This is a genomic window from SAR324 cluster bacterium, from assembly GCA_029245725.1.
GTDB lineage: Bacteria > SAR324 > SAR324 > SAR324 > NAC60-12 > JCVI-SCAAA005.
Genome location: JAQWOT010000365.1, coordinates 1 through 17570, shown reverse-complemented (window position 1 = coordinate 17570; position 17570 = coordinate 1). Strand labels below are relative to the sequence as shown.

Annotated in this window: 15 protein-coding genes and 1 pseudogene; all 16 read right to left on the bottom strand. The window is 37.5% G+C overall.

Annotated features, from left to right (window positions below; translation table 11 throughout):
- Window positions 1–145 (bottom strand): annotated as a pseudogene (locus tag P8O70_20395) (IS5/IS1182 family transposase).
- Window positions 146–914: 769 nt separating this feature from the next.
- Window positions 915–1916, bottom strand: coding sequence for a hypothetical protein (locus P8O70_20390; protein MDG2199201.1), 1002 nt, complete (start codon window positions 1914–1916; stop codon window positions 915–917).
- Between the two features lie 278 nt (window positions 1917–2194).
- Window positions 2195–2776, bottom strand: a complete 582-nt coding sequence (locus tag P8O70_20385) for a pentapeptide repeat-containing protein (protein MDG2199200.1) — start codon at window positions 2774–2776, stop codon at window positions 2195–2197.
- Window positions 2777–3176: 400 nt separating this feature from the next.
- Window positions 3177–3620, bottom strand: a complete 444-nt coding sequence (locus tag P8O70_20380; protein ID MDG2199199.1) for a DUF3015 family protein — start codon at window positions 3618–3620, stop codon at window positions 3177–3179.
- A gap of 28 nt (window positions 3621–3648) precedes the next feature.
- Window positions 3649–4110, bottom strand: coding sequence for a DUF3015 family protein (locus P8O70_20375; protein ID MDG2199198.1), 462 nt, complete (start codon window positions 4108–4110; stop codon window positions 3649–3651).
- A gap of 68 nt (window positions 4111–4178) precedes the next feature.
- Complete coding sequence (locus P8O70_20370; protein MDG2199197.1) at window positions 4179–4550, bottom strand: DUF3015 family protein; 372 nt, start codon at window positions 4548–4550, stop codon at window positions 4179–4181.
- 106 nt (window positions 4551–4656) lie between these two features.
- Window positions 4657–5166 carry a DUF3015 family protein gene (locus P8O70_20365; protein ID MDG2199196.1) on the bottom strand — a complete coding sequence of 170 codons (510 nt, stop codon included), beginning with the start codon at window positions 5164–5166 and terminating at the stop codon, window positions 4657–4659.
- 53 nt (window positions 5167–5219) lie between these two features.
- The gene (locus P8O70_20360) at window positions 5220–6134 is read right to left on the bottom strand and encodes a 2-dehydropantoate 2-reductase (protein ID MDG2199195.1); all 915 of its coding nucleotides are present in this window, start codon (window positions 6132–6134) and stop codon (window positions 5220–5222) included.
- A gap of 223 nt (window positions 6135–6357) precedes the next feature.
- Window positions 6358–7518 (bottom strand): enolase C-terminal domain-like protein, encoded by a 1161-nt coding sequence (locus P8O70_20355; protein MDG2199194.1) that lies wholly within the window; start codon window positions 7516–7518, stop codon window positions 6358–6360.
- A complete protein-coding gene (locus tag P8O70_20350) occupies window positions 7496–9202 on the bottom strand; it encodes an ABC transporter ATP-binding protein (protein MDG2199193.1) in 1707 nt (568 codons plus the stop codon). Before P8O70_20350 ends, P8O70_20355 begins: the two co-directional genes overlap by 23 nt.
- A 112-nt stretch (window positions 9203–9314) precedes the next feature.
- Complete coding sequence (locus P8O70_20345) at window positions 9315–10133, bottom strand: TIM barrel protein (GenBank protein ID MDG2199192.1); 819 nt, start codon at window positions 10131–10133, stop codon at window positions 9315–9317.
- A complete protein-coding gene (locus P8O70_20340; protein MDG2199191.1) occupies window positions 10130–13192 on the bottom strand; it encodes a hypothetical protein in 3063 nt (1020 codons plus the stop codon). The genes P8O70_20345 and P8O70_20340 overlap by 4 nt, the downstream gene beginning before the upstream one ends.
- A gap of 419 nt (window positions 13193–13611) precedes the next feature.
- Window positions 13612–14394 (bottom strand): hypothetical protein, encoded by a 783-nt coding sequence (locus tag P8O70_20335; protein ID MDG2199190.1) that lies wholly within the window; start codon window positions 14392–14394, stop codon window positions 13612–13614.
- Complete coding sequence (locus P8O70_20330; protein MDG2199189.1) at window positions 14381–15631, bottom strand: Gfo/Idh/MocA family oxidoreductase; 1251 nt, start codon at window positions 15629–15631, stop codon at window positions 14381–14383. Before P8O70_20330 ends, P8O70_20335 begins: the two co-directional genes overlap by 14 nt.
- 14 nt (window positions 15632–15645) lie before the next feature.
- On the bottom strand, window positions 15646–17406 hold the full coding sequence (locus P8O70_20325; GenBank protein MDG2199188.1) for an ABC transporter ATP-binding protein: 1761 nt from the start codon (window positions 17404–17406) through the stop codon (window positions 15646–15648).
- An 8-nt stretch (window positions 17407–17414) separates the two neighbouring features.
- Entirely contained in the window at window positions 17415–17552 is a 138-nt protein-coding gene (locus P8O70_20320; GenBank protein MDG2199187.1) for an oligogalacturonate lyase family protein, read from the bottom strand.
- Between the last annotated feature and the right edge of the window lie 18 nt (window positions 17553–17570).

The following is a 17570-nucleotide window of genomic DNA, read 5'->3' as shown; positions in this document are numbered from 1 at the left end:
ATACCGACCCGATAATGGTAGAGCACTGCCTTGACAAAGAGGCAATTATCTTTGGCAGTAACCCCGACTGTACCAACTCTGCGGGGCGCAAATGTTCGATCCGTTGACACTGATCATCACGGAGAGCGTAGCCTCTGGTAGTCATTGGACTTCTCTTGAATAGGGAAAAGAAAAAAAGGGCTTTTCCCCTAAGGAGAACGATGTTCCTCAAATGATCAAATGTTTATTTGATTACAGGCCCTAGTTAATCGAAAAGATATAATATCGATCAATTTTTTGAATTTCATTCAAATTCATTGCTTCGCACTCTAAAGAGAGATTCAAATCAATTGATAGTGAGCGGAGTTTTCAAAATAGGCAGAACGGGTAGGTTGTAAAACAAGTGGGAACAGAAGAAATGACTAATCGCAATAACCGATTTATTGCTGCTGCCAGACTCGTACATAATCAACGTACATTGTCATTTTTGAAATGTCGGAAGGATTGACAGACCCACCAAGGTTTCCACCAACTGCGACGTTCAATAGGAGGAAGGCTGGTCAAAAGGCCACTGTGCATCGCTGGAAGAAGTTTTGCGACAGGTAAGGGTTGGCACATTATCTACACCAATTACCAAGCTGCTCGCAATCCAGTGCAGCTGAAAATTGTGATAGGCAGTACAAAGGTCGGTTAGTTTCTGCTGTGCCGTCTGTGGATTACTGGAGGGAGCGTTACCAAGATCTCTCCCAGAGAAGGCCCCATTATGAACTGCCGAGGTGATTGTGTACTGATCAGAGTACCGTCCGAACCATTCGGTAATGTCGATCTCTCCTCACTCCGGCCAGACACCTTCTTTCTCTAGCATCCAGATTGCTGACCACGGGCCGCTGATGAGTACTGATTTTTAATCACATTATTATAAATCAGACTTTCAGTTATTCCAAACCAGCCTTCAAAACCTCCTCGGTCAACTCCAAATCAGCTTTCAATTCTCGTAGCGGGTGAACGCCTAACTTTTCAAGATCCGCATGATACGCCTTTGTCGCCTCCACAGAATCTAGTCCTTCTTCAATCGTTCGACGCATCGCTTTTACCATGGCAACAGAGTCTTCTGCATAGTAGATCTTGCGACCAAAGAGAGCTACTCGAGCGCCATATTTCTCAGCCTGCCGGATCAGCTCCAAGCAATCTCTAGTGGTTCCAGCTGAACCTCCAAGAATCCCAAAAATTAGATTTCCAGGGTCATAAGAAGCGATTTCTTCCGTTGCGGCTGGTCCATTGTAAACAGCCTTGAGGAAAAGTGGACTATCCTGCCTGGAAACAGCCGCCAAACAGCGTATGATCGCATCATTATTATAGGATCCAAAATCAGCACCTGGGGTCACTACGTGAGTCTGTGGATTGAAGACTTCCAGGAAGTGTCTGACACCTTGAGCAGATGCTTCATCTCTAAAGAGAGCGTAGGCCTCCAGAGTGCGATGATCCTGCTGAAGATCGTTGTAGAAAGTGATCGCATACAATCCCAAATCTGCTACGGGTTTCACTCGATCAAGGCGGGCTGTTCTAAAAGGTAGTGCAGGTTGAGATGAATAAGAAGCTCCTCTACCCACCCAAATATCCGTAGTATCATTCAGCCGAATCGCAGGGGTGATTTCCGTATTAGCATAAGCGCCCTGCTGGGTGAGGATCTCAGCCGTTGAAAGCGAGGTGAGCATGATATCCACTAAATCACTCTCCATAATCTTCAGCATATCATTGCGATACACCTTGATTGGATTGTAACGGCCACTCGAATGCCCTTCTGGGCCTTTCTGCAAACCAGCCGTCTTGCAACCATTTGCCATGTCAGCGTCTTTTGCATCTGCAATGATGAAATCTTTTGGGGTGTATTGGCCATTGCGGATGCGGGCCAACTTTTGGTCTAGTCTTTTACTCATGAGATGTTTTTGGGCTGGTGTTGATAAGATTTTTCCGAAGTTTTGAAATTCAATAAGAAGATTGTGATCAAGGATTGTGTAAAAGGTACTGGTAGCTCAAGAAAATAAGGCCTGCTTTCAAATCTGATATTCTGTGAATTGGGGATGGGATCCGAAGAGAATTGACATTGGAGGAGACTTTAGAAATTTGAAGTAGGATCACTTAAGGAAATCAAACAGGGATGGATGATCCCGCTGTCAACCTTTGTCAGAATCAAGCAGCAGGATCAAACAGATACTCAACAATCGTCGTAGGAGACTTCTCCATTGGGCATAGTAGTATTGCAAAACTCCGCATTATTTAGCAGGCCCAGACGAAGGTCAGCCCCCATGAGAGTTGCTGCACTCAGATTTGAACGACTCATGTCAGCTCTGATCAAGTTGGATTCGCTCAAGTCAGCACGAATGAGTTTTGCCTGCCTCAGGTCTGCGTTGTTTAGATTTGCCTTTCCAACAAATGCCTCGGTTAGGTCAGCATTATAAAGCTGTGTGTCACGCATATCAGCACCACTCAGGTCTGCAGCTCCCAAGTAGGCTCCACTCAGATAAGCTCCCGAAAGTTTGGCTTCCTGAAGATTCGCACCCCGAAGTTTGGCTTGCTCCAGATTCGCGTTACTCAGGTCTGCTCCTCTCAAGTCTGCACTCTGAAGATTGGCTCCTAAAAGAATTGCATTGCTCAAATCAGCATTGCGCAGCTCTGCTCCGCTCAGATCACAGCGGACACACTTCTTCATCGATTTGACCATCCGGACATCATCATCATTGAACGCCTGAGCTGTCCATCCACAGGTCAGGGCCAACGCGAGCAACAGATATTTCATTGAATTTCCTTCAAGAAAGGAGCACCTCGGTGTCTTGTGGGATCTGCTCCACAACCAAAATTTAAGGGTTGAATAGAGAAAAATAATCTAAGCAACATCTATGCAGTCTACAAAGTGTTGTTCTGTTGAATCATTCAGATCTCAAGCAAGTACAAATTTAAAAGGGTCAAAATTAAAGAAATTTTTTGTTTGACATATCAATTCCATAATGTGAGTTTGGCAAAATTTTTTTCCCAAATGGATTTTGGGGGAAACCCTGTCTTGGGATGTTTAATTAACAATCTAGTGTGGGAGGTAACGATAGCTAATTCTTGAATAAGTAGAGTTTTCAAGCAAAGAACCAAAGTGGTTCAGATCAGATCTAAGCAAAGATTCTCTGGAGGCTTGATCTCAACTTCAGTCAAGAAATCGACTGCCTCAAAGGCACACATTCAAAATTCAATTCTTCACTATTCAAAAGAGCTTCAAATCTCTCTGGGAACATCTCACCTTTTGGATCTGAAGCAGGGAATAGTGAGGCATATTCCACTTTAAAAGCTTGTCGTAAGCTAGCTAGGCTATCTGAGGGGCACCCACGGTAAGCAATCAATGCTTCCAAATGGGGACCTCCCCCCTTCGCTGCATTTTCTGCGATCTGTTCATAGTTACTTTGCAAGTAGGCGGTATACATATCACAAGAGGTTGTTGTGGAAGAGAACGCCACGATAATCTCGGTACTGACGATGATACCCACACCAGTTTTTGGCTTATGTCCGTCCAAATCGGTGTCCTCCTCGTGACAAGCCCAGCCTGAAGAAGCAAACACGGCGACGAAACAAAGGGAAAATAGATATTTGACTTTCATAGTGATCCCTGGGTTTTTCATGAATTGATTAGGAAGTGATGAAATCAGATCCCTGACAAGACGTGCGAAGTTCTTCATTATTCTGGATGACTACACCAATTTGGTTGCGCAGTGCAACTGGATCACCTTCGGAACTAAATAATGATTGATAGTTTTGGGCTAATTCCCCTTTGAAAATTTCAGCTACTGGTTCTATACAGCCTGAGAATCTGGCAATTGCGTCTAAGTGTTCTCCTTGCCCTTGGGCTACTTGCTCCTGAATTGAATCGTATTGCTGCCATAAGTACGCAGTGTACATATCACAAGAAGTACTTGTTGAACTAGAGATTGTGATATTTTCAGTATATTGCAGAAGTCCAGCACTTTCCCCCCACTTATAATGCCCTTTACTGAGAGCAGTAAAATCTCCTTCATGACAGGCGTAAGCTGTTAGAGTTCCAAGTAGAATGGAAATCAACATGAGTGAGGAAATCTGTAAAAATTGAATCATGGTGGCCTTGATTTAATGGATGGGTTGAAATTTCCCCTTTATGAAATCATGTATCTGTCAAGCATGAATTAAGCTTCTGACAATAATTTGGGATTGCAGACATCTCGTAGATGACTGGCTTTCTGTAAGACTCCAGTGATTCCTTGTTCAAGATGATCAGCATCATTAGGTTTTTCAAAGAGTAATTCATAGTTCTGATTCAATTCAGTTTTGAATACCCCCGAAAACTCAGTCGGGCAGCCAATGAACCTAGCGATTACTTCAAGGTATTCTCCATCCCCCTGAGCCACTTGTTCTTGAATGCCATCATATTGATCCCAAAGGAAAGCGGAATATCGATCTCTGGAGGTACTTGAAGATGTGGAGGCTGTGCTGCCTTTTGTCATTTGGAAAGGGCCTGACCCGCTACTGCGTGTAAATGTTGGCCGACTACTTCTCATCGAGTGGCCTCCGTCGTGGCCAGCATGAGAAAGATGTATTTCTGGCAAACAAAGAATCAACACAAAGCAGAAAATCTTTAATTCATGTGACATAGTTTCAGAAATTTTAGGTAGCCTTCATAGGTAAATTTTTGCACTCATTTCGCAGAAGCTCATTTTTCAGCAGTACCTGCTCAATGCTTTGCTGTATATACTTGTCACTTTGTTTCTCATCAAATAGCAATGTGTAATTGGCATTCAACGTAATTCTTGCATTTTTGTATAAAGGTTCCTGACAGCCATAGAATTGCGCAATCACTTCTAAAGAAGATCCGAACCCCTGAGCCACTTGTTCTTGGATTAGATGATAGTTATTCTGAAGAAATAATGCATAGGGATCGTACTTATCTCCAGAAGAACTGGAGGAAGTAGAAGAAGAGGAATTCTCAGTCGTTATGAAAATGCTGGAATCTACAGACTCTCTTTTATTCCACTTTTTGTAGGACGGCGCTCCACCGTAATGAGTTGCGTGTAATTTATGTGAAGCTATAAAAATTAAGGTAAAGCAGATAAAACAAAATTTTAGTCGTATGACCCTGGTCCTTTTATGAAAAACTTTTTGGGAATCAGTTATCATGGTTGGTCACCAATTAAGAGCAAGAACCGATTAGAGATCAGCAGGTATTGAGATTAGCTTTCTTTTAGCTCTCGTATCGTCATATGTGTGAAAGCAAGTTGTAAGCTAGGGCAGTCTAACTTGGCTTGTTTCCCACGACGTAGCATGGAGCCAATAATATGTTCATGCTCTGTCTGGTTTCCTGATTCTAAATCCCGCAACATCGAAGCAGTAAAATCAGAATTTTCTTTTCTTAGGATTTCCAAGGCTTTGGTTCGAACTGCCTCAGAAATCTGGAATCCTGACTTCTCAGCAATTGAACAGCACTCATCAAACATTCGCCCCATAGCCTGACCACCAAACTCTGTTGACTCAATCACTCCCACATTCGCCCGCATCAGTGTATTCATCGAGGCCAAGGTGGCTAAGAAGGTCCATTTGTCCCAAAGCGACTGCTCAATATTTTTACTCTGAATAATATCAAATGATGCTTGTTCGGTGAGTTGTGCCAATTTGGTTGCTAATGGTTCCTGACAAGCATGCCTTGTCCCGAAAGTAAAACGGTGCAGTGAATTGAGTTGGCGAACGACCCCTTTATCAGTTAACTCTGCTGCAATATGAGCCACACCACCCATCACTCTGTCTCTCCCAAATTCATCATCCATTCGCTGGAGGTGGTCAAAACCATTCAACAAAGGTAGGTAAAGGGGATTGCCCGGGACTTCCTTTACCGTCTCAAGGGCATCTTCAAGATCGTAGGCCTTTGGACTCAACATCACTAGGTCATAGTTCTGAAAAAGCTTATCTTTCGTTACCAATTGAGGTTGTATTCGAATCGTCTGGGTCGGAGTTTCAACAATCAACCCTTGGTGACTCAGTATCTCAGCCCTTTTGGGTCTCACTAGAAAGGTGATATCAACACCAGCTTCATGAAGTCTTGCTCCAAAATACCCACCTACTCCTCCTGCTCCTAACATCAAGATTTTCACGCAGTTTTTCTCCAGGACTAAACTTTTGGGCAATATCGAGAAATTTTTCTACATAAAATAGTGATTGCAGCAATCTATTCAATCACTCCAATCTTTGTCTAGGTTTCGGTCGATTTCCCACATTGATTTCTTTTTCGTTAGGCAAGGCGAGGAAATAGGCTCTTGGCTAAGTTCTTCTATTGATCGACTGTATTCAAAATGTGGCTAAACAACCCGGATTAATTCAATCAAAAATTTCCTTTAACCTTCGATACAAATCTCCCTTTTGCTCAATTCCCAGTCCAGGTTCTTCCTGAGGTTTGATGTGGCCTTCTATTATCTCATAGCCATCGGCAAAGCCACCAAATGGTTGGAAAACGCCTGGGTAACTCTCGGAGCCCCCAGTTTGTAGTCCTGCTGCAATGTTCAACGCAAGTTGATGCCCACCGTGGGGAATGAGCCTCCTTCTACTCCACCCAAAGCTTTCAATCATCTCAATAATTTGAAGATAGTGTGTTAGTCCATAAGAAAGTGCTGGATCCAGTTGAATCCAGTCACGGTCGGGTCTGAGCCCGCCGTGTCTTAGCAGATTTTGAAGACCATGCTTTGAGAACAAGTTTTCACCTGTTGCAAGAGGAGCAACATAACTTTCAGCGAGGATTGCATGTGAGAGAAAATCATCGGGATCCAGCGGTTCTTCGTACCACCTTAAATCGTAAGGTTGAATAGCATCCGCAAAAGCAAGGGCATCTTTCAGGTCAAATCGAGCATTAGCGTCTACACATAGATTCTTCCCATAATCAACCACGGAAAGAGCTGCGTCGATTCTTCGCAAATCTTCATCAATCGAGTCACCCCCAACCTTCATTTTTAAAACTTTGTAGCCCTGCTCCTGATACTTTTTGAACTCATCTTTCAGCCCCTCATATCCCTTACCCGGATAATAATATCCACCACCAGGGTACACAAAAATCTGTTCATCAAACTGGTTATCGTTGAACTGTTCGGACAGAACCTTCCAAAGTGGCTTTTGATAGGTTTTAGCGTAAACATCCCAAAAGGCCATGTCCAAGGCTCCAGCTGCGACAGCACGATCACCATGACCACCTGGTTTTTCATTCTGCATAAATACAGACCAGCACTTCAAAGGATCAATTACCCCGTTGTCATCAAGCAAAGAAACAGGTGAAACCTTATGAAGACGAGGTATAAACCTATTCTTAATTATACCTTCTTGAGCATACCTCCCATTAGAGCAAAACCCGTATCCATTAACTTGATGTCCTTTATTTTCGGATGTTACTTTGATGACAGATACTGTCATTTCATCAAATGAGATGACAGCGTTTCGAATAGAGGACTTAATTGAAGCTGAAGTTGTTTCAATGGTGAATGGTCGTTTCATTCATGTCTCCTTGTTCAAAGAAATGAGTGTAGAACAAACCTTTCTTCTGAATTAATTCATTAAAATTCCCAAATTCTTTGATTGTTCCATTCTCAAGAAATATTACTTTATCTACATTTCGAATAGAGGACAGTTTATGAGCAATTAAAATTGATGTTTTATTGGTTAATAAGTTTGATAAAGCAGAGGTGATTAGCTGATCATTCATTGGATCAAGGGCACTCGTAGGCTCATCTAAAATAAGAATTTTAGGGTTTTTTAAAATTGCCCGAGCAATGGAAATTCGCTGCCTTTCTCCACCAGACAACAAACTACCACGCTCACCAACATTTGTTTCATAGCCTGAGGGAAGTTGCATAATTTTTTCATGAATAAAAGAAAGTTTTGAAGCTCGAATTATTTCAATCTTAGAAGCTAAAGGATTACCAATCAAAAGATTTTCATAAATTGATCCTGAAAATAAAAAAGGCTCTTGAGGCACAATTGCAATTAAACTTCGTAAAAACTGGAGATCATATCGCTTAATATTGATATCATCAATAAATATGTCTCCTTCACGAACATCGTAAAATCTAGGAATTAATGAAATAAGTGTCGATTTACCTGATCCAGATTTACCAGTAATGGCTAATGAAATTCCCGATTCAATTTCAAAGCTAACATTATCAAGAGCTAATCTTTTGTCATAGCTGAATGAGACTTTATGGAAAGAAATTTTTCCAGATTGGTTGGTCTTAAATATTGGTTTCTCAGAATTTATGATAGTGGGTGAAAGAGAAAGTATATCATAAATTCTCTCAAGAGCTGCCTGTGATTGGGAGATTGTAGCCTGCATTGCAGCTAATTTACTCAATGGATCAAAGAGTTGTCGTTGCATAAGGATGAAAGTTACCAGTTCACTGATTTTTATTTCTAGCCATCCATGAATAAAAGCATAGGACCCAACTAGGATAACGACAAGTGGAGCTGTATGAACAATCAAAGCGTTAGCCACCTGCGTCCATGACGTTAATCTGCCCATGGTTGTACTTTTATCCATTAGATTCACACTAAGATCAGTGAATCTTCGAGTGAAATAATCTTCAGCAGTGAAAATCTTGATGATATTGAAATTGATAAAACTTTCAACACTAGCAGCTGATAGTATTGAATTTTTTTCTTGTGATTCTTTTGCAAATTTTTTTATCCTTAACCCAATTTTTCCGAGAATCAAAGCATGAAATGGAACTAAGAAAACACTTACAAAAGCTAAAACCCAATTTGTGAGTAAAAAATAAATGAATATAAATAGAATAACGCCTATATGAAGCCATGAAGTAACCATAACTTCATTAATGAATTGTTCGCACCTTGATATATCTGAAATTACTCTTGCGGTAAGTTTTCCCGACTGAAATGTCGAAAAAAAGGAATGGGACTGGTGTTGTATATGGCTGAATAAATTAATTCTTAGACGATTTAAAACACTTTCCATTGCTTCAATAGAAAAAGTGTTCCTCCAGTAGACAAATATAGGTGAGATTAATATTAAGAAAAAAGATAATGTGGAGAGGTTTAATATCTGAGATAGTTTTTCTTCATTAATTAAATCATTTTCGAGTATTCCAACAATGTCTCCAATTACCCATGCGATATAAACAGGAAGAAGGAATTTATAAAGACCACACAGAATTGCTGCGAACAATTTATATCTAACAACCCAAAGATAATCATTTTGCAAATCTAAAAAATATTGACTTCATTTCCTAATGAAACTGACATCGATTTCGGGGTCAGAACAGAATTAAAATTTTTAATTATTTAGTCCAAGCTTGATTTCTAAACTTACAAATTATTGATTTAAGTTCATTCAAATTTTCTAATGTACTTTCTTTTCTATTATTCCATTGGTGATGTTCAATACAGAAATACCCAGGGTATTTATTATAGAGAAAGTAATTTATTTCTGATGCTAAATCATAAGCACCAGACAATATTGAGCAATAACCGATGTCTGGTCCCCAATTTTTCAGGTGGATATTTTTTGTAATTTGAAGTAGAGGGCCAAGATATAGCTGATGATTTTGATGTCCAGAAGCTAAGGAATTTCCAGGATCCCAGTTAACATCTATTCCTGTTTTGTAAGCCACTGATAAAAGATTCTCAACAGTATCTGCCCAACAGTTTGGACTGTTTTCAAGTAATAGAATTAGTGAATTATTTTCACATAAATCTTTTAATCTGAGAAGTGGCTCATAAATGTCTTCAGGTATTTTTGAATCACGCGAATTTCTCTTAAAAGTAAAAACTGAAATAAATTTAGCCTCTAATCTTTTCGCTAAATCAATACACAATTGGATTCTATTTGTTTGATGATTAGTCTTTTTTCTATCACTTACAAAATGTTTAAAGTATCCAGGACTAATTAGTGTAAAATTGAAATGTTCTTTTCCATCCAATAGTTTTCTTAGGGTAGTTGCTTCGATATCTGGAATTCTACCTTCTGTAAATTTTCTAAGTTCGAAGTTCCTCAGGGATAGTGTATTTGCAAAGCTGGCTGCCTCAGAAAAATCATCTGAAATCTCATCCGATACAATTGATATTCTACTAGTTAAGTCACTATCAGTATTGTTCATTTAGGAAGCATATGAAGAATAAAGGGTGTGTACCGCATTTGCTGGGCCATTGCTTTTCCAAGACCTAAATGATCTAAATTTTCTGGGTATTTTCCAATGGTATCAATTGCATTCATAAGATATTTCCTGATAACATCATTTCTTGATAAAAAATAAGCATAGCTCAGCCCCTCTATCACCCATTGAGTTTGTTGAAAACCACCTCCTACTGATCGTTTCTCACAGGATGTGTACCGAAATTGCCCACTGTTATGATCAAACGTATTTTGAATTAACCAGAGGGCTCCATTTACAACTGCATTTTTGACCTCTTCACTTTGGGTGTAATGGTAATACCGGCTCAAACCGGAAAGTAAAATGCTAAGCATGAAGCCTGCTTCACCCGAACACCTGGGAAACCCACATCCACAATGACTCTCGGTTAGCATCCTTACCCATCCACCATCTTCATGCTGATGTACTAGTACCTTCTCAACGATTATTGATGCTGCATTCAAACATTCATTATCTGAGAAAGCTTCTTGATATGAACAAAGATGAATAAGGTGCCACCCTGCCTCTCTACAATTACTAAAATCATAAAAGTTCAATTTCTCATCTTGTAACAACCATGATCTAGTCTGATCTATTGCCTCTCTTACACTTTCGTCACAACTCAACAAATAATAGAGGATAAGACCTTCAACCCAAGTATGAGATGGAATACTGGTGGTCCCTTTCATTTTACTTTTGAAATAAGGGGGAAGATATCCACCAACATGTCCTGGCATATGCATCGCTTGTGATCCAATTTTCTTTGATTGCATATGATCTGAAATAGTGTCGACATCAACCTGATGTCTGATTGCTTGTTGACCTAAAGACCACCATAGAGGATTGTTGCATCTAAGAAATTCGACAATAGCACACAGACCAGTGTCATACTCATTATTCCCCCATGAGAAACCACTTTCTCCATACCAATCACCAAAATTCATATGTCCAAATGCACGATTCCTTTCACGATCATCAAAAAATGAAGTAAGAGCCCTTGGCATTAGCTTCTCATACTGTTCAGACAGTGAATCCCGTTTCGGTTGAATATATTTGTATGCTTTAGTTGAATTAAGATAATCGAGATCAACACAAGCAATTACTTCTTCACTATAATTTTTAAAATCTTTTAGATTATTGTGGAGACTACTTAAATCAATCAAAAATGATGAGGAAAGACTCATTCCCATTTTTATTAAATAGTTTGATTCATCAAACCAAAATCCCAACCGGTGGGTTTCATCTTCTTTAAAATCAAATTCACAATTTTTAAAATCTGGTAGAATTTTTATATCAAAATCTCCAGTGGAAATATCAATTGACTTAGGATAGTTTTGCCAAAAGTCTTTAAAATAGAAGAAAAATGATTCGTTTATTGAATTCAATTGAAATTCATCACCGAATCGCAAATGATTTAGTGATGAAGATTGATTATTTTTATTAATTTTTGACAATTTATCTGAAATCTGCATGAATTCATGAAAATCATTATTTTCATTGGCAATATTTGTAAGAGATTGAATTTTCAAGAAAGGAAATTTAAGTTTAAATTCTTTTATTTTTAAAATTTCATTTACTTCGTTATGATTTTGCCCAGTCTCAAAATTAAAACCTTTATCCTTATTGTGCGTGCTGAGGGCGTTAATTGTAAGAATGCATTGAATTTTTACAAAACCAATTGTGCTAATGTTTACAAAAAATTTAACTTTTACTTCAAATTCCCCATTCTCTAAAAGAACCATTTCAAAATAAAGATCTGAATTTTCATCATTCTGATTAAGTACTTTAAGATTCGAAATTTGATCTGACAAATACGATTTTTCATTAGGCAATATCAGGAATGATTCAACAAAATTTAAAGAAAAGCGGTCATTTTCTATTACAACTGGTTGGTTTTCTATAAATTTGAGTTCATATTCCCCACATTTAAACTTTGACCTTGAAGTAAATTCTGGATAAAAATAATCATCTGTTTGCAAACTTCTAGCGGATTTATTCAAAAAACAGACATCTTTTCTAAAATCACCGCTACTTAAGAATACTCTGATCCATTTAATACTCCCATCTGACCAAAAAGAAATTGGTTGGTAATCAACAATTCTATTTACTCCATTTGAATCTACTTTCAACTTTTCACCAATCAAGAATTGACCTTCTTGAAAAGGGACACCTACCACAAAATTTTTCTCAATAAATCCAGCTGTTAGATTTTTATAAATTGGAATTTTCAAGTCTTTGGAATTGGAATAATTTATTTCAGCTTTATAAGATTGTTGAGAAAAAGCTTTATTACCAAATATACTGTGAGCTTTTACCTTAAAATTAAGATTTTTTCCAGGTATAATATTATTGAATAAAATTTTGAAATTTCGTTTCTTTTTATCTTTTTCAGGGCATTGACATTCAAATTCAGAATCTATTTCGATATGTGAAGGTTCAGAAGTAGTAAAGTTTACAACTACATCATAATTTTTCCTATTTTGACTAATTCTGAGTTGAAAGCTAAAATTTTCAATCTTTAGCTCCCTTACAGGACTTTCCGGAATATCGTCTAGTAGTATAAATTTTTCAATTCTATATCTTGCATTATTCTTTGCTTTGAATTGAAAAACCTCCATTTCACCTTCAAAGTTTACTTTATCTTTAGTAATTATTAGATGGTGGTTATTATCATTAATTAATGGATTATAGGTGCCTATTGATTCAGCTCCAAGTGCCAGTTCAAATGGACAGGTTTCACCATGGTATAGATAAAAAAGCACACCAACATGCTTTAACCCTCGATGATCACTTTGGTTTTCGACAGTTCCCCAAAACCTGTGTGATAGAATTTTAGAATCAGAATTATCATTAATTGGATGGGGCCTAAATATACTTTTTTTAAAATAAGATGTTAGGCCAATATCTGGTATCCAATCTCCTAATTTCTCTGAATCTATAGCTTCCCAAGAATATATGGTTTTATTTTCTAAGACTTTTGAAATTAATTTGTTTTCACTTATATCAATGTGTTCACTATATACCATATTTTAATTTCGCTTATTTTAATAATTCTATTGAGGAAACAATACTGTCTGGTATTGAAAAGCATGGAAGTGATTAGGTGAGTTTTCAATATTCTCTGACTATATCTATTACACCTTAATAGATTTCACGTTCAGAGATGTTTTTTTGTTAACACTTTCTTGTGTCAGGAGAATATTGGGACTAATGTTATCAGGTATGACGTCTTGCTTTAGATATCGACATTTAATTGATGTACAAGATTAAATGAGATATTGTTGGTTAGCAACATTTCTGCATTCTATAGAGGGATCCAAAGTGTTACATTGGCGAAATAGTGAATCACTAGTTTTGCTGTTAATGTCTGAAAGATCAGTTTTATAATACCCGTCGCTTAGTCTTTTTGTTATTGTGCTGACTAATTAAGATAATTTTAAAATTTTCAGCCGGTCTCTTTATTCATTTGTTCCCAACACTTTTTCATATATTTTTTACGAGCCCCCTTAAAGTGAAGAACCTTTGTATTTAACGGATATTCTAACATTGGTTCATTCATTTCTGAAGAATAGTTATACTCACTGCAACTTAGGAATTTTATTTGGTAATCTTCAAACTTAGCCTCAAAATTATTCCCTACTGAAAAGTCCAAATTTTTGAACTTTTCGTGAATAAGATCTTGATCTCCACCCCAAACTTTTTGTTCATCTTTTAAATTCAAAAACTGGTAATACCAATCTTTAAAGAAGTTATATGCTTTATTGTTTGTATTGTTCTTGATATAGATGATTCCTAAGTTTATTGGCCATTTTTTCCAATTTCTGAAGGTAAATGCTATATCAAACTCAGTTGCCATTAATTCATCAAAACAATTATTGATCAGAATGTCAGTATCAAGGAAAACTGTTGCATTTTCATTTTTTTCAAGGAATTTATACCAAGCCTCATTTCTAGATAATATTGGATATCTTTTATCTAAATCATATTTTATTATATTTGTATTTTCATAAACTTTTACTTTGCTTGTTTGGTCCGTCAATATATAAAATGATGCATTTGGATAATATTTTTTAACTGAAGAAAACATCAAATCTAATTGATTTTCTGTTTCTTCATTATTCACAGCCTTTGCAACAGATTGTGCCTCCTTAAGAACTTTGTCATCAATGTCGATATGGAATGCAACAAAATTTATCTCTTGTGTAGAAATCATTTCAAGGTCTTGCAATTGAAAATTCAATTATCTGATCTACATCCATAGGATGGATGCCATTTTTCTTTTCGAGTTCAACTAATTGCTTTCTATCAACTTCTAATTCTTGTTCAATTGGCAATTTAATTATTTTGCCATTATTTGCAGCTGATTCCTTTGCTGCAGATTCCATCATCAATGACATTAACGCATCCTCATCTGAAAATTCAGATTGTTCTCCATTCTTAACAGTTTCCAAGAAATCTGTAATCGCTGACCGTAGAGCAGACCCATAGTAATCCCTTATAATATTTTTAGTGCCTGGGCTTGTATATTTCACACTTTCTTCTGCTAGGTGGTAGTTGTTATTGCTATAGGTTACTCTCCCGATTGGAAGATCTACATATGTCTTTGTCCAACAATTGTTATCTGCTTCATTAATGATTGGATAGATTTCATCAGCAATTGCACCATTCTCTAATGCTGAATCTGAGCAAAATCTTACTTCCCCATCCCCAAACCAATTTCTGGTGGTCCACCTAGAAATTGCCCCCCTTGACCCTTCTATCGATGTAATTCCAGGTCTACCCGTTCGACCCAACATACCTTTTATGTTTGCTGCTTGATCGACCACGAGTTTGTTGTTTGGGAATCGGAAAAATCTTGATGTGAAATTTTCAGAAGTATGGTGACGATGAGCCATCGAATTGTGAGGAAATGTTGGCATCAGATGATTGATGCATTGAACACTTTCCGGATATTCTTCAAAAAAATGAGTCCACCGAGAATTGTTGTGATATCCAGTATGATCGTGATAGCAAACTATTCTTTTAACCTCACCAATAAACTTTGTTTTATTGATTTCCTTTGCGATTCGATCGAATGGAAAACGTAAGAAATTTTCCGCGATTCTCATGACAACGTTATTTTCTGCTGCCTTCTCAACCATTAGCCGACCTTGCTCAACCGTTGAGCACATGCTTGTTTCAATCAATTGATGAATTTTATTTTCAGATAGATAGATTGACACTGCATAATGTATATCTATTGGGCAAACTACTAAAGCGGTGTTAATGATTTTATCATTAACTAACTCTTTAATTGAATAGTAAGGCTTCACACCCAATAAATTAGCGTATTCTGCACAACTTTCCCTGTTAGGATCACATACAGCAACTATATCCATTTCATTATTTAACGATTTAAACAACGGAGTATACACTTTCCTTGTTCTATTTCCTGTACCGATTATTGCCACTTTGATTTTTTCCATTTTTTTCCTTTATTTTAATCTGAAAGATAAAAATGATTCTTTGACACATTGATGTAATTAGCATTCTGTCGAAATTGAAACTTTTGTGAATAATCAGTATCCAGCAAGTTTACTTTTTTAATTGTTTTGGATTTCCTTTCCTCTTTTATTGTAGGTATACTGCTTAAAAGCAGTTTTGTATAATTGTGCATTGGATTGTAAAGAACCTCATTAGTTGTCCCAAACTCAACTAGCCTTCCTTTGCACATCACTCCAACGTGATGGCTGATTTTTTCGACAACAGCAAGATCATGAGATATTACCATAAAGCTCAGTTTAAATTTCAGTTGTAACTCTAGTAGTAAATCTATAATTTGAGATTGGATAGTGACATCCAGCGCAGATAATGGCTCATCAGCAACAATCAACTTTGGTTTTAGTGCTAGAGCTCTTGCAATGCAAATTCTTTGTCTTTGTCCGCCTGATAATTCGTGTGGATATCGGTTTAGATAAGAATCATCGAGTTTTACTTCACTAAGAAGTCTACTTGCGTGCTCCGAGTTTTCTTTTCTTCTTATTTCACCATGAATGTGAAGTGGTTCTGTTACTAAGTAATTAACAGGCATCCTTGGATTTAGTGATGCATATGGATCTTGGAAAATAAATTGAATTTCTCTTCGAATTAGATTCAACTCTCTCTTACTTATTCTATTTAAATTTTTTCCATTAAAGTTTACTTCACCCTCATCGCTTGAAATAAGTTTTGTAACACATCTAGCCAGTGTTGTTTTTCCAGATCCACTTTCACCAACAATGGAAAGAGTTTGTCCAGCATTGAGTTGTAATGATACATCCTGCAGTGCTTTATTTTCTTGAATAATTTTGCTGAAAAATCCTTTTTTCTTTACAAATGTTTTAGAGACATTCCTTACTTCTAATAAACACGTATCTTTTTGGTTTTCAAGAATTAGTTTTTCACTCTGACTATAATTTCCAAATACCGGTACTGATTTAATTAATTCTTTTGTATACTCTTCCTTGGGTTGTTTAAAAATTTCAGTAACTGATCTCCTCTCCACCAAATCACCACTCTTCAGTACAAGAACCTGATCAGCAATCTCTGAAACTACTGACATATCATGAGTTATAAATATCACCGAGAGATTGATTTCATCAACTAGCTTAAGAATTAAGCTAAGTATTTGACTTTGAATTGTAACATCAAGAGCTGTAGTCGGTTCATCTGCAATGAGAACTTTTGGTCGAAAGAGAATTGCCATTGCAATCATTACTCTTTGTCGCATTCCCCCAGATAGGCTATGAGGATAATCGTTGATAATCTCCTTTGGATTTGGGATCATTACCTGATCCAATGCCTCATAAATTAATTTGTTTATTTCATCACCAGCCAAATTTGAATGTACTTGGATAGCCTCTTTCAATTGACCACCAATTTTGTACATGGGGTGCAGTGAAGTCATGGGTTCCTGAAAAACCATTGAGATTTTTCGCCCACGAATATCTCGTATCTCTTCATCCCGAAGTCTCAAAATATCGATAGACTTACCGACTTCTGTAAACTCGATTGACCCTGTCACTATTTCATTTTGTTTCCTTCCGACAAGCCCCATAATCGATTGAGCAGTGACTGATTTCCCAGAGCCTGATTCACCAACAAGAGCACATATTTCTCCCTCGAGGACATCAAAGCTAATTGAATTGATCGCACGAACAAATGACTCGTCCGTCTGAAATGCGATTGAGAGATCTCTGATTTCAAGAACCTTTGATGACATCAATTTAATTAAGCCCAGTGATGTGGAGGAATTGAGACCTGATATACTTGGGAAAAACCAGAACAGTCACTTGTATAAACAACTTTCTTATCATCTGGAGAAAATCTAGGGTGAGGATGTGTATTTTGTGGTGCGTAAACCTTGATAGGTCCGTTTCCATAGGG

Bases quoted from the DNA above. Each gene is read 5' to 3' on its own strand.
- P8O70_20370 (MDG2199197.1), bottom strand. From the start codon at position 4,550: ATGAGAAGTAGTCGGCCAACATTTACACGCAGTAGCGGGTCAGGCCCT.
- P8O70_20375 (MDG2199198.1), bottom strand. From the start codon at position 4,110: ATGATTCAATTTTTACAGATTTCCTCACTCATGTTGATTTCCATTCTA.
- P8O70_20390 (MDG2199201.1), bottom strand. From the start codon at position 1,916: ATGAGTAAAAGACTAGACCAAAAGTTGGCCCGCATCCGCAATGGCCAA.
- P8O70_20345 (MDG2199192.1), bottom strand. From the start codon at position 10,133: ATGAACAATACTGATAGTGACTTAACTAGTAGAATATCAATTGTATCG.
- P8O70_20365 (MDG2199196.1), bottom strand. From the start codon at position 5,166: ATGATAACTGATTCCCAAAAAGTTTTTCATAAAAGGACCAGGGTCATA.
- P8O70_20325 (MDG2199188.1), bottom strand. From the start codon at position 17,406: ATGTCATCAAAGGTTCTTGAAATCAGAGATCTCTCAATCGCATTTCAG.
- P8O70_20340 (MDG2199191.1), bottom strand. From the start codon at position 13,192: ATGGTATATAGTGAACACATTGATATAAGTGAAAACAAATTAATTTCA.
- P8O70_20330 (MDG2199189.1), bottom strand. From the start codon at position 15,631: ATGGAAAAAATCAAAGTGGCAATAATCGGTACAGGAAATAGAACAAGG.
- P8O70_20385 (MDG2199200.1), bottom strand. From the start codon at position 2,776: ATGAAATATCTGTTGCTCGCGTTGGCCCTGACCTGTGGATGGACAGCT.
- P8O70_20355 (MDG2199194.1), bottom strand. From the start codon at position 7,518: ATGAAACGACCATTCACCATTGAAACAACTTCAGCTTCAATTAAGTCC.
- P8O70_20380 (MDG2199199.1), bottom strand. From the start codon at position 3,620: ATGAAAGTCAAATATCTATTTTCCCTTTGTTTCGTCGCCGTGTTTGCT.